The sequence below is a fragment of the Metallosphaera javensis (ex Sakai et al. 2022) genome (assembly GCA_021654415.1).
Classification (GTDB): Archaea; Thermoproteota; Thermoprotei_A; order Sulfolobales; family Sulfolobaceae; genus Metallosphaera; species Metallosphaera javensis.
This window is the reverse complement of record AP024487.1, coordinates 1,454,000-1,466,743: the sequence shown is the minus strand read 5'-3', so window position 1 is coordinate 1,466,743 and position 12,744 is coordinate 1,454,000. Positions and strand designations below refer to the sequence as shown.

13 protein-coding genes are annotated in these 12,744 nt (G+C 43.5%); 4 read left to right on the top strand and 9 right to left on the bottom strand.

Translation table 11 applies throughout. The features are described from left to right. The first annotated feature begins 312 nt into the window (after positions 1-312). The gene (locus tag QVC96_RS08525) at positions 313-1,062 is read left to right on the top strand and encodes a hypothetical protein (RefSeq protein ID WP_287688918.1); all 750 of its coding nucleotides are present in this window, start codon (positions 313-315) and stop codon (positions 1,060-1,062) included. Positions 1,063-1,204: 142 nt separating this feature from the next. Further along, positions 1,205-2,872, top strand: coding sequence for a malto-oligosyltrehalose trehalohydrolase (treZ, locus tag QVC96_RS08520; RefSeq protein ID WP_287690461.1), 1,668 nt, complete (start codon positions 1,205-1,207; stop codon positions 2,870-2,872). A gap of 259 nt (positions 2,873-3,131) precedes the next feature. Here the strand turns inward: treZ and QVC96_RS08515 are convergent, their stop codons facing one another. Genes QVC96_RS08515 through QVC96_RS08485 form a run of 7 tightly spaced genes read right to left on the bottom strand, consistent with a single transcriptional unit; the run spans position 3,132 to position 10,446 of the window. Continuing rightward, positions 3,132-3,902 (bottom strand): P-loop NTPase, encoded by a 771-nt coding sequence (locus QVC96_RS08515; RefSeq protein WP_287688917.1) that lies wholly within the window; start codon positions 3,900-3,902, stop codon positions 3,132-3,134. A gap of 13 nt (positions 3,903-3,915) precedes the next feature. Further along, complete coding sequence (locus QVC96_RS08510) at positions 3,916-4,461, bottom strand: hypothetical protein (protein WP_287688916.1); 546 nt, start codon at positions 4,459-4,461, stop codon at positions 3,916-3,918. Next, positions 4,448-4,774: a hypothetical protein gene (locus tag QVC96_RS08505; RefSeq protein WP_287688915.1), complete on the bottom strand. Its 327-nt coding sequence runs from the start codon at positions 4,772-4,774 to the stop codon at positions 4,448-4,450. The genes QVC96_RS08510 and QVC96_RS08505 overlap by 14 nt, the downstream gene beginning before the upstream one ends. Next, positions 4,771-6,051 (bottom strand): (Fe-S)-binding protein, encoded by a 1,281-nt coding sequence (locus QVC96_RS08500; RefSeq protein WP_287688914.1) that lies wholly within the window; start codon positions 6,049-6,051, stop codon positions 4,771-4,773. The genes QVC96_RS08505 and QVC96_RS08500 overlap by 4 nt, the downstream gene beginning before the upstream one ends. Next, positions 6,026-6,904, bottom strand: a complete 879-nt coding sequence (locus tag QVC96_RS08495; RefSeq protein ID WP_287688913.1) for a hypothetical protein — start codon at positions 6,902-6,904, stop codon at positions 6,026-6,028. Before QVC96_RS08495 ends, QVC96_RS08500 begins: the two co-directional genes overlap by 26 nt. Continuing rightward, positions 6,905-9,142, bottom strand: a complete 2,238-nt coding sequence (locus QVC96_RS08490; protein ID WP_287688912.1) for a nickel-dependent hydrogenase large subunit — start codon at positions 9,140-9,142, stop codon at positions 6,905-6,907. Positions 9,143-9,147: 5 nt separating this feature from the next. Beyond that, positions 9,148-10,446 carry a hydrogenase small subunit gene (locus QVC96_RS08485; RefSeq protein ID WP_287688911.1) on the bottom strand — a complete coding sequence of 433 codons (1,299 nt, stop codon included), beginning with the start codon at positions 10,444-10,446 and terminating at the stop codon, positions 9,148-9,150. A 206-nt stretch (positions 10,447-10,652) separates the two neighbouring features. On the opposite strand from QVC96_RS08485, the gene QVC96_RS08480 reads away from it, so the two are divergent. Both QVC96_RS08480 and QVC96_RS08475 read left to right on the top strand, forming a co-directional pair. Then, the gene (locus QVC96_RS08480) at positions 10,653-11,318 is read left to right on the top strand and encodes a hypothetical protein (protein WP_287688910.1); all 666 of its coding nucleotides are present in this window, start codon (positions 10,653-10,655) and stop codon (positions 11,316-11,318) included. A 73-nt stretch (positions 11,319-11,391) separates the two neighbouring features. Beyond that, complete coding sequence (locus QVC96_RS08475) at positions 11,392-11,811, top strand: hypothetical protein (protein WP_287690460.1); 420 nt, start codon at positions 11,392-11,394, stop codon at positions 11,809-11,811. Positions 11,812-11,888: 77 nt separating this feature from the next. Here QVC96_RS08475 and QVC96_RS08470 read toward each other — a convergent pair whose 3' ends face one another. Beyond that, entirely contained in the window at positions 11,889-12,302 is a 414-nt protein-coding gene (locus tag QVC96_RS08470) for a CPBP family intramembrane glutamic endopeptidase (RefSeq protein ID WP_287688909.1), read from the bottom strand. Positions 12,303-12,416: 114 nt separating this feature from the next. Then, positions 12,417-12,734 carry a hypothetical protein gene (locus QVC96_RS08465; protein ID WP_287688908.1) on the bottom strand — a complete coding sequence of 106 codons (318 nt, stop codon included), beginning with the start codon at positions 12,732-12,734 and terminating at the stop codon, positions 12,417-12,419. Between the last annotated feature and the right edge of the window lie 10 nt (positions 12,735-12,744).

Below are 12,744 nucleotides of genomic sequence, written 5' to 3'. Positions count from 1 at the left end.
GTCTTTTTCACGAGATTTCCTTACGCTGGTTTCTCAAAGCTAGAAAACTTACTAAGTGTTTCTAAACCACTTGCGAAAATATTGGGAGTTCATCACCTGGAAAATACACGATACGTATCCAGGTTTTGATTAATTTTCCACCTCTGACTAGGACATGATTTAGAGAATTATGGGTAAAAAAACTTACACAGAGTACTAATGTCGTAGGCACGTCCTGGCATATTCCGTGTTGAATACCTAGACCTAACTGTTGAATTTGTGGTAAAACCCGAACTTAAAGCTTTATAACTAGACGAGTCCTAACTTAATTATATGAGTGACATCATAGAAAGACTGAAAAATGATCCAGAATTCGTTAAAAAAGTGGCAGAACAGGTAGCGGAAAACATAGTGGTTTCTCAGATATCACAATTGTCCAGTAAGCTAAGTTCTCTCCTAGATGATGTAAAGATGCTAAATGAGAGGTTGGCCCAGGGGGAGGCCAAACACGTGGCTTTTGAGGAGGAGATGAAGAGGATGAGGGAGGAGAGCGAGAAGAGGATGGCGAAGTTTGAGGAGGAGATGAAGAGGATGAGGGAGGAGAGCGAGAAGAGGATGGCGAAGTTTGAGGAGGAGATGAAGAGGAGGGATGAAGAGTTCAAGAGGAACTTTGAGACGATACAGGCCGAGATTAACAATACCATAGCCAGATACTCCATGAGCCTTGAGGAGGAGGCCAAAACCGCGCTTGAATGGAAACTGAAGGGACTGGGTTACGATGTGAAAATTACGGATCTCGAGATTCCCTATGTTGTTGAGGTAGACCTGTTTGCCACATTTGATAACTATGTTCTAATAGGCGAGGTAAAGGTAACCGCCAGATCCGGTGCAGTTGAACAGCTTGAGTACGCGATAGACTCCATCAGGAAGAATAGACCGGAACTAATTGAGGGCAAGAAAATAATACCGGTAATATTTTCCATGAGACCCAAGTATATACAGAAGGAGTGCGAGGAGAAGGGAATATTCCTGACAGATGGTTACAACGACTATACTGACCTCAAGAGCATAATGGGAAAGTGATCCCTTGAGCGGAGGACTTGATGCTCTCCACTAGTTCTATGCGCTCTAATATCTGTAAAGGTTCGGAAAACCTCGCCCTTCGGGGCTAGGCTCACCCTCTCAGATCCTCACACTCACTTATTATCTCCCTAAAATACAATATATCATGTTCGGTCCCTTAATTGAGGAAGATGGAGTCAACTTCTCCCTATGGGCTCCCTATTGCTCCAGGGCTTCGCTGAAACTTGGTCAGGAAATTATACCCATGGACCGCGACGAAATGGGATACTTCAGGGTTAAGGCTGAAGCTAAACCTGGAGATAAATACAAGTTTGTTACCGACAGGGGAGAGATACCTGATCCCGCATCAAGGTTTCAACCCGATGGTGTTCACGGATATTCGCAACTAGTCTCTCCTCTTTTTCCGTGGGAGGATCAGGAATGGAAGGGACTGAGAAAAGAGGATCTAATCATCTATGAGATACATGTGGGCACCTTCACTTCTGAGGGAACGTTTGAAGGAGTTACTCACAGGCTGGATTACCTGTCCGACCTAGGCATAACAGCACTGGAAATAATGCCCGTTGCTCAATTCCCTGGGAAAAGAGGCTGGGGGTATGACGGGGTGTATCTTTACGCTGTGCAGAATTCGTACGGAGGCCCCTCCGGTCTGAAGAAACTCGTTAATGAGGCGCACAAAAGAAACTTGGGCGTTATCCTTGACGTTGTTTACAATCACGTTGGTCCTGAAGGTAACTACATGAACGCTATTGGTCCCTACTTTTCTACCAAGTATAAAACGCCTTGGGGACTTACCTTCAATTACGACGATTATGGAAGCGATGAGGTAAGGAGGTTCGTGCTGGAGAACCTGGAGTATTGGATGACTGAATTTCACATCGACGGTTTTAGGCTGGATGCCGTTCATGCAATCATTGATAACTCTCCGAAACATATTCTAGAGGAGATTGCGGACGTTGTTCATAGGCACGGGAAACTTGTGATTGCTGAGAGCGATCTCAACGACCCCCGAATAGTCAACCCCAAGGAGAGATGCGGTTACGGGATAGATGCACAGTGGGTGGATGACTTTCATCATTCAATTCATGCTTACTTGACAGGGGAGAGGCAGGGATACTACTCCGACTACGGGAGCCTAGAAGACGTGGTAAAGGCCTTTAGGGACGTCTTCGTGTATGATGGAAGGTACTCAAGGTTCAGGGGAAAGACCCACGGTAGACCTGTAGATTTGGATGGATGCAGTTTCGTGGTATATATCCAAAACCATGATCAGGTGGGCAATAGGGGTAAAGGGGAGAGGCTCTCCACCCTATTGGATAGGGAGAGCCTCAAGATGGCTGCAGCCCTATACCTCCTTTCGCCCTATATCCCCATGATATTTATGGGAGAGGAGTACGGAGAAACAACCCCATTTTACTATTTCTCGGACTTTTCTGATCCTGAGTTAATAAAGGGTGTAAGAGACGGAAGAAAAAGAGAGAATGGGCAAGAAATGGATCCACAGTACGAAGGAACATTCTCTTCCTCTAAGCTAACGTGGAGAATTGAAGATGAGATTCTAACCTTGTATAAGCAACTGATCAAAATTAGGAAAGAGTATCTTAACTGTAAAAGGAACACCATAATACATAGGGATGATGGATGGCTTATTGTCAGAAAAGATAAAGTAGTCATTATATATGTCTTTAAACCGACCACTATTAGTGCCAATATAGATGGAAAGTTACTGTTATCGTCGCCTAACTCATTTCCTAAGGAATTACGGGGTGAAATTAATGCGAACAAGGGATTTGGAATTTACATTATCTGAAACCGGTGTGTAGCATCTGCTAGATAGACGTTAAAGTATTTCAATTAAACAACTAAGATAAACCTGGTTAGGCTCTGTTTTCAGATAGTCCACATATTAATCTATAAATACTTTTACGGAAAGTTAAGAACTATCGCCATTCATTACTATATAATATTGTGATGCAAGAATCTCAAAATATAAAGGGAAATTGCTTTTACTATATTAATTATTAAGAAATAGAAACTTGAACTAAATATAACTAAGCTAAGTTAACAAGTTAAGCTATTATGCCCATCTCATCTCTGTCCATCTTCTTAGCCAGCTCCTTCACCTGCTGAGGTATGGGGAAGTCTTTAATCTCCTCATCAAATTGAAATAATTCTTCCTGAAAAGGTATAATAACGCCGATCTTGCACTTAAGTTCTGCCGTAATATTTTTTATCTCGCTCTCGTAGAGAAACTTGGACTGAGGTTCCACCATATTAATGATGAACGCTAAAATATCAAAACCTTGTGAGGAAATAAGTTTAGCATAATGTATATTATCCTCTATTGTTCTGGCGTGACCGTCAGACACAATAATGTATTTCGTTGCAGTTTGAGGGAATAATGCCCTAATTTGAGCGTCACATGCCTCGGCCTCATTATTAGGAGTTATTGCTGGTGGATTATCGATAATGACGAGCGAATATCTCTTTCTGGCTAGGAGCTGCTCAATATATCTCTGCAGCTGATTCAATAATTTCTTGTCACTATGAATTTTTTCTATATCTCTCTGGTACCTTGGTCCATCTCCATAGTACTTTAGTATAGTAATACTACCCTTCCCTACGGTTATATCTCTTATAACGTCCGAAGCCATATCGTCCACAAGACTTGTAACCAAGCCAGGGCTGAGAATCCCTGCTAGATAGGATGCGTATCCTACAACGTCCTTATCCTTAAAAAACACATGATAACCCTCTGAAGCTAAGACCTTAGCTAAAGATACGGCTATAGTGGACTTTCCAACTCCTCCCTTGATGCTATGTATTGACACTAATAACATTAGAATATTCACCTTAAAGCTTCAGCGATGATAAACTTGTTATTTTAATGCTTACTGTACTTAGTTCTTCTAGGATTTTTTCCAATTTTTCTGCCTCTCTAGCTATATCCATGACGCTGAAATACTTTTCGTCTCTTTTTATCACGCGGATTTGTTCATCAAGCTGAACTATGCAGAACTTTCTTTGATTCAGGTCCATGTTTTTTACGCTAGAAAGTATCATCCCTGAAAGAAGCACATTCCCAACTAATGGTAGAACAGAGGGGACACTTAGCCTTAAAGCCTTGGACTTAAGTACGCACTCTACTTGATAAGCCCAAACTATTTCCTTTAGGTCTGATCTTAAGGATAATTTTCTAATAAAAAAATCGAAGGATTCTTGACATTTGTCCTTATTACTAGAAAAAATAACTGACTTAACATACTTTTGAATTCTTTCGTCCTCCTCCATCATCACCTCTACACTGGGCCTTCTAGACTCTTCAATAATAGGGTTAAGCAACTCCTCGGGATACGGTCTCACGAAGATTACACTTACGGCGCTTTTAAGAACCTCCACTCCTCTTCACCCTAAACCTTTGAGCTATTTCCCATAAGATGTCCTCTGCGTTCTCCACTTCTATTGGTGTAACGTTAGCGGCTTGTGCGGCAGCAAGTCTCCTCGGATCAATCCTAGCATTCTCACTCCTTTGAACCTTGATTCCCATACTATCTGCAATTCTCAGGAGTTCTCTGGTACCATCCATTGGGGAGAACCTCTTGGGGGACAACAGCCTAAGTATCTCAGGATCTGGACCAACCGCATCATTTACGACCTCTTTAATGGTCGAGTCTAAGCCCGTATACTTGATGAGCAGTCTGAGAAGATTCATCTCTTTATCCCCTTCTCTAAAATATTGGTATAATAATACGCGTTCTTAATTCCTTGGGAATCCCTTATGCCATTCCTCATGGATAGGAGGCAGTTGGGATCGAATGTAACAACAGATTCACCCCAACTGGCCAGTTGCTTTATTGAGTATGCCCTAGCCCGTTTCACAGTTTCGGATTTTTCCTTGATTAATTCCAAGTGATGACCGCAAGTAAATAGGTTATGAGATGATGGAGGGAATTTCGGTTCCCTGAAATTGAATATGGACGCTTTCATAAGTTCCCTCGGAGGTTTCTCTACCCCACCTAGTTTACTCATGAACTCTGAGTCATGGACAGTGATTTGTTCCTTAAAGTCTGCAACTTCTATCTTTACCTTACCCTGCTTATAAGCGTCATAAATGGTTTCCGTTAAATGATAAACAGGAATGTCAACTTTATGTCCTAAGGTTTTGGGCGCTTGCCACCTAAGGAAAAAGAGACCTGCTCCGTCAGAAACCACTATTTTCTTTGCCTCCACTTTCTTGGCAACTTCCAAGATCTTGCTGAAGTGCTGACGTGCAGTTTCAAAGTCTCCTGCCAGATAGGAGTAATAACCGATATCACTTACCTCAGAGCTCGCAGTGAACTTCTCCCCTGTGGCACTTATGGTATTGGCCACTTGTTGTAAGATCTCTCCATCCTTAGCCTCCAGCGCACTTGGTACGTACAAAATATCGGCTTTTTCGTTAATGGTAATACCAGCAGATTTAGCTGTTTCTTCCCATTGCTCTGCAGAAACCCCAAATGGATTTCCAATCTTCTTAGTATTATTTGCCCACTCCTCAACTTCCTCGAGGTTCATCCCTGCCAGATGAAGCATTCTCCTCAGAAGTATTGCAGTATACCAGTTGGGAATTTCAAGGGGAGAAACGTCAGTACATGCACCGCAAGCTGTACAATTATATGATGATTCCCTCCACTTTAGAAACTCTGATGACTTAACTCTCCTTAGTCTCAAGAGTCTAGCAACGTTTCCATACCCTGTATAGTACATTGAGTAGATCTTGTTAACCTCATACGTTCTCCAGGCAGGTATATCCGTTGTCTCTTGAGAATCCAGCCAGAAAGGACAGGCATATCTACATATTCCACATCTCATGCATTCCTGAAGTCCCCATACATCATATGGAGATAGCTCGTCCAATGCCCTAGAAACCATGCGTCTTTCCATTTTTACGTTCTTGCCCTGCACCTTAAATCCCCCGCAAACTCTATCTTCTCTTCCTCCCGTATCCATATCCCCTCATTCCTTTGCCAATATAGTAACCGAACATATGCCATCCCTTACTGAAGGGAACATAACCTATGAACGCTCCGACAAGTGCAATATGTAATCCATACCAGTTGGCCTGATTTGGTATTCCAAGATAGGGTATCTGGAAGTCATACATCGCAGCAAGGCCAGTTATAACTATTGCTGCTAGAAGGATTAGGAACACGTAATCTCCGGAGGAACTAAGCCTCTTGTGCCCTGTGACGTCATCCATTATTCTCGTAATTAAGTAACCCAAAATCCCTGCCATAGCAAGAAGTCCCATAACTGTTCCATTAACTAAGACCGCTAAGAAGCTCCATGGATCGAATGTGGACGTAGAAACCTCGGCAGAGTTCCAAGCACCCAATGGGTTGAGGATTCCCCCATGCGAGTAGGAATTGCTTCCCAGTAGTCCCAACTGATATGCTGAAGTGAATTGCTCCGGCGTGGAAATCTTGAACAGGAACCATAGAGGATTAGAAACGCTAAATATTTGTCCAAATATGTAGTTCCATGCCAGGATATGTATGCCCACTATGACAACCACGCCTAACATGAATATGTGCCAGAATATGGTCTCAACGATAATGAACGGATCTCTCTTTGCTGCAGCTCCGAAGGGAGTGGGAATAGCCGAAACGCCCTCCTTAAACTGAGTCCCAAATCCAGCCAAGGCAGGTGAAGGAACCCTTCTTCCTAGAAAGTATCTAGAAATTCTATATATGGCACCGAAGACAAATATCAGAAGCCCAAGAGGAAAAATTACATTTAATCCCCACCAGTATAAAGAGTCAGAGCCGAGGGAAGCATCTATGGCAAAAATTACTGGCAACATCTATTTCACCTTCATTGCAAATCTATAGAACGCCTTTATTGCGTTGCTCAGATCTACAGGGGCTCCAAGTGTTATATACCTAGATCTTCCATTTGGTAATACCATGTGAACTCCGCATACGAAACATGGATCGAAGGATCTGAGAGTTTGAGCAAACTCGAAGCCGTCCCATTGTTCGGTGGGAATAACTGTCAACCTAGGGGTGCCTGGCATATTATAATCTGGGTTACCCATTAATACTTCCTCAAACGTACCTGCACCATGTGTTGGAGATGCTGGCTTGATTGTCTGAATACCATCATCGTAGGAATTCTTCACCCTTGGACCAGAGTTCACCGTGGTCGGTTGCATCTGTTGTGGATTAATTGTTGGAACGTTCACTCCAGTTCCTGTGGCAAATACTTCAGAGTGATATTGCGCACCGCGTGGAGCTTCCTTCATTCCCACTCCTATGGCAACATCTATGTTCGTGTTGGACTTGTAGGTCCAGCTGGACGGTGGCATGGTGCTTACTTGAGTAATTCCCTTCTTCAGGTAGGTGATTGCGGACATCCACGCGATCCACATTCCCATTCCGTCCAACCCCGCCTCAAACGCCCTAGCTCTCATCCTTTCTATGGCATTTGTAACTATCTTTCCACCCGAGAGAGCGTAAGGCGCGACGTACTTGAACTCTATCTCACTTCCCTGTTGGAACTCAGGAGGCAGTGAGATCCTAGGGCTGTTAACTGTGGGCAGGGAAAACGTGGCACTCATCTCGTTACTATTATATGAGACCTCGAAACCTGATGGATAACTGGAGGTGTAGATTGGAGTAGGAGCCTGGGGCTGAAGGACCTGAGCGTACATAACGGCCATTGGATCTGCCTCAACATTATAGAAGAGGTTCGTAATTGGCTTGTGGTTCTGATACGGAACTATCCTCGGTGAAACTGCCCACGAATAGGGAGCAGGATAAGCCATTGGAACTGGTCTTGGTTGCGGATTGGGCATTGTCCATTTTCTCCAGGGATGATAATAGCTAACCTTGTTTCCTATGGGATCCTCCTCTATTCCGCTCACCGAGGAGGGGACTTCACTGTTAAATGAGCCGTTCTCATACCAGGGAGTATAGAAGGAAGACTCCACGAATTCTCTTATTCCTAGGTTTATGTCAATGAGACTATTGGTGACAAGCTGTGGAGGAGAATTGGAATTGGGTTGAATAACTAGTCCTGGTTTCACGACCCTCGCTCTGCCCCATGCACCCATATTCTCGTAGGTACCATCATAGGGCATTACTGATGTACTGGATGGCGTAACTGAGGGAGCTTCCGAAACATCGCTTTGGCCATAGGAGACGAAGTTTCCAGGTCTATTCCCCTCCTCAGCGAATCCCAGCGATCCATTCAATTTGTCATAGAGTGCCTGTATTCCAAACATGTTATTATAATCCGCTAGAAATAGCGTCAAATATTCATAGACAGCCATCTGTTTCATCAGCCAAGCTGTTCCGTCAACCATCCGTTGGAAGTACCTTTGGAGATTTTCCACGGTCGCGGGTACGCCAATTCCTCCAGGTACCATGGTAATTGGATGAGGTATCCTAAGATAATAGAGCAGTTCGGCCTCGTGAAGAATTCTCCATGAGTAAGCTCCCTCAAGGAAGTAGGCACCGATTATTGGAACCAGCGCGTCCATGAGGTCTGAGACCGTTCTCAGTTTGACGCCTGCCATTTCCAGTTCAGTTGGTGCACCCATTGGGAATGCCTGAGATTCTTGTGCGACCTTGCTCAGAGGCGTCTGCTGAGCTATCTCATAAATTTGACTTGGGAAGTATCCAGCTACCTTGAAGAACAGTGAACTCCAGTCTGGTCCTCCTAGAGCTGTAAGATGTGCTGTAGCGTCATAGGTCATGGCTGCATCGTTAGCTAGAATAATGGTTTCAAGGCCAAGTGGTGGAGGAGCATTTCCGCCCTGAGCCATTTCTTGAGCTATTCTTTCAATAAATTGGTGATGCTCTCCACATATTCCACACTCCCTACTGGAAAGCATTATGACATCTGGCCCTGGCTTATTTCTCATGAATATCTCGAAGCCTCTGAACATGCCGGCAGCTGCATAAGCGTCAGTAACCCTGTTACTCGACGAATCATATGTGACCTGTATTCCCAACTCGGGCTTTATCCTTACTATGGGTTCTATGAGTACTGGTTTCGTCCAATCGAATGTGAAGTAATATGGTGAACTACTTGCCATAACCCTCACCTCTTACCTCCTTGAGTTTGGGGTAACCTCTTCCTCCTCGAGAAGGCATAGCTACCCACACCAACTATTATTCCAGCAGCTGCGGCCGCAGCGAACAACGTAGTGCTAGGTATGGTAGGAGCGTTAGGGGGAGCATAGAACGGCTCATACAAATCAGGGAACCCCGGTGCAGTACACGCTATGCATACGCCACCTCTGGTACAGCCACCAACTCCACCTACCCATCCTAATCTAGGGGCTGGACTATTAGCCTCTGTTCCTTTACATCCTAGGCTATAAGTGCACTGCGGGTCTCCGAACTCGTAGGCGAAAATACCCTGTGCAAAGAATCCAGCCCTCGGACAATTTTGATGGGTCTCGTTACCATAGAAGAATTTAGGCCTATTAAATACGTCTAAATCATCTGCCGGATTAGGCCCCAGTCCTCTAAGATAAAGAACTGCTGAAACCAGCGTGCGCATAATCCAGTCTCCTGCCGGTGGATCGGCTGCTATGGAAATTATTGGAAGTCCTCCAGCGGAAAGCCAGTGATAGCTGGGTCCTGGCCAGGAGGTGTTTACTGGAGAATTAGTTACTGAATAGATGTCCTGGTCGATAATGTCAGGTGCTAAATCCTGAGTGTAAACTTGATGGGCATAGTATGGGAAACCGTAAATTCCCCTGTACGGATCATCCAGCATCCCCATGGCGTAGGTGGGACTTCTCTGACCCAATCCATTCGTGGTGGCAGGAATTCCACCGTAGGTAGCACAAGCCCCAGTAGCTACCACAGCTGCAGCCTTTTTCATTAGGTTGAAAACGAACTCGTCACATAGGAGGACACTTCCATCAGGTTTTCTCCCTGCTGAACACCAGAAGGAACCGCTAGGTTTCTTATAATAAACGCCGAACTCATCAAACATTGTTCCCTCCACTACTAGAACGAACGGATCCAATTCCCCATTAAGGGCCATTTCCATGGTAGCATAGGCCATGCTGTCCTGGGGCATTAGTATGGGATGATAGACCAAGTTTATCATTCCTAGATCCGAAATGCTGGGTTGCCTTAACGTTATGGGCTTTCCGTTGAAATAGACTCCCGTTACAACATCCTCGACTGAGGGATTCATGGCATCTATAAAGGCAATGGTGTTACCCCCGCACCATCCATTACCTGTCCATACTATGTTAATTGGCTGATCTGCCTCTTGGGCCTTTGAAAGCAGTTCCTCGTATGAGAGACCAGATAGGGCTAGACTAGTACCTAGGGCAGTTACCCCAGATACTTTTAGGAAATCTCTTCTGGTTAGACCCATATATACCACTTTATCTGGTATAGTCTGTTATACCATATTTATAAACTTTTTTCATTAAACTTCTCAATAGATCTTTTACATGGTAATTAAGATAATCATGTGTATAACAAGATCAATGTTAGAGCTAAATTAATGAAAAAGATATAAAGAAACCATGAATATACTACACTGATCTGTTAATGGACATTACATCGGAATGGAATAAAGTGTCCGATCTAGCAGGAGAAATTGATGCTAAAACGGTTATATTATTTGATTCATATTTTCAACTTCTTCTAGATAAATATCTTGATATTTTAAAAAGAAATTACGTGAAGGCGTTCATAGAATGCTTTCCCTCTGGCATACTGTTGAGGCAAATTCTCAACGACAAAATATCTATTGGAAGGCTCGTCTTAGATAAGAGACCAACTGTAGTGTCTCTTCCGTCCGCTGAGATGAAGGTGCTTAAGGAATGGGATATTCTTTTAATCAAGAAGAGCTTTATTGAGGTCAAACCTGCAGTAGTGTTTAGTCGTGAAGAAAAATGCGGCAAGGTCATGGTCCCTGATCCTGAGCTATACATCCTAGGAAAAGTGGGTAGTGATTATGTTAAAAGGAAATGCCAGGAAGATGCGAACTTAGTTATAGCTAAAGATTATAGGGAGTTACCTAGGGCCATTAAAGAGGCCACAGTTGACATGGGATTCATGTGGGCGCATGATGCAGTGAGTTGGGGATTAAATCTAAGGGTTCTGGAAAAGGGAATAATAATGGAGGTAGGTGTAATAAAGGGGGCCGATGAGATGTCCATTAAGGCATTTAATCTTCTCCTGTCAGAAGAGATGATGGAGGTAACTAAATCCTTTGACGTCAAGTGGATTGGGAAATAGATTGTTACCACCTCCCAGGGTAGCTGCTGTTGGTTACTTATATCAAGGAGATCATGCGATACCTATCTTGGCAATGGAAGAATTAAGAAGGGAGGGGATTGAGGTCATTGACCTCAGTCTTGGGGCGTTAAAGGGGGTATCAGAGCTCGAGTTTCTAAATCCCGGTTCTCTTATTTTATTGGCGTCGGAAAAAAGAGGGAGGAGGGAATTGAGGGTCTACAAACCAAGGATTACGAAAGGTGCAATGGAGACTTGGTTAGAAATATTTTCTAATGTTAAAGGATATTACATGGATATAGACACGTTTCTTAAGGTGGGGAATTCACTTGGAGTTCTCCCAGACGCAGTTATCGTGATTGAATGCGAGGCGGAGAACACAGAGGGATTTGAACTGAGTGGATGGGGCAGAGAATGTCTAGAATTAATGAAAAATAAAACAAGACAAATGATAAATAATACCGGTTATACAGTCCAAGAAATGGATATAGAATAAAAAAATTGATATTACCCAACATTTACGTAGTTAGCCCAGTGCTCAGCCCTTACATTTGAGAAGATATCTCCCACCTCTCACAAGAATATCCTTAGAGTGTTGGCCGTAACGTGGGCTATCACACATGGAAGTACGCCAAATCTCCTAGCGATTAGCCCAAGTATTATCCCAATTATAAAGGTGTAAAAGACGAAAGTTGGTCCGTCAAGAACATGATTAAATGACCAGAGTATGGCCTGAATGTAATTATCATATCGGCCTTTCTCTAGAATACAGTCTCTGTAGATTAATTCCTCGCATATTCCCCCAGTAATTGCAGGGAACATAAGAAAAGGATATCTGAAACCTATTGGTGAAGGAGGAGGAAATAGGGTCATGATAAGTATGAGGGGAATAGAAAGCATCACACCTGAATTAATGTAAAGGCTGGTCTTCCTTCTGGTTATGAGCTTAACTAGGATTAGGGCCACTATTTCCCCAATTGTGACCAAGGCGCCTCCGATATATAAGCTTCTTAAGTAGGAATATGCTAGAAATTCCCAAGGAATTGTGACCAACGGTAGAACCGCTCCTGCGAAGATAAATGATGCCTTCATGGCTTATCCTCATCTCTTAATTTCCTCTTTGCTCCATTTTCTAAACAGGAGGAAAACGTAAATCAGTGGGAGCACATTAAGAACATCAGAGACAGCCAAGCTCAGAGTAAAGGATTTCAGGATAGGTATGTCGTATAGCGTCTGTGGAACTTGAAGGAAACTCGACGAGAGAAATCCAGCTAAAAAGAGGGCTAGATAGATACCCGACATAACGATCTTCCTTCTCCTCGAAATGTAGTATATTAACCCTGCTTCGGTTATCTGGCCCACTACAGGAACGAAGAGTAGAACCAAGACGTACTTGAGTCTTGAGGTTATAAATTGCAAAAAATTTAGA

Coding starts and splice junctions, on each gene's coding strand:
- QVC96_RS08475 (WP_287690460.1), top strand. CDS start 11,392: ATGGAAGAATTAAGAAGGGAGGGGATTGAGGTCATTGACCTCAGTCTT.
- QVC96_RS08525 (WP_287688918.1), top strand. CDS start 313: ATGAGTGACATCATAGAAAGACTGAAAAATGATCCAGAATTCGTTAAA.
- QVC96_RS08505 (WP_287688915.1), bottom strand. CDS start 4,774: ATGAATCTTCTCAGACTGCTCATCAAGTATACGGGCTTAGACTCGACC.
- QVC96_RS08490 (WP_287688912.1), bottom strand. CDS start 9,142: ATGGCAAGTAGTTCACCATATTACTTCACATTCGATTGGACGAAACCA.
- QVC96_RS08485 (WP_287688911.1), bottom strand. CDS start 10,446: ATGGGTCTAACCAGAAGAGATTTCCTAAAAGTATCTGGGGTAACTGCC.
- QVC96_RS08515 (WP_287688917.1), bottom strand. CDS start 3,902: ATGTTATTAGTGTCAATACATAGCATCAAGGGAGGAGTTGGAAAGTCC.
- QVC96_RS08500 (WP_287688914.1), bottom strand. CDS start 6,051: ATGGATACGGGAGGAAGAGAAGATAGAGTTTGCGGGGGATTTAAGGTG.
- QVC96_RS08495 (WP_287688913.1), bottom strand. CDS start 6,904: ATGTTGCCAGTAATTTTTGCCATAGATGCTTCCCTCGGCTCTGACTCT.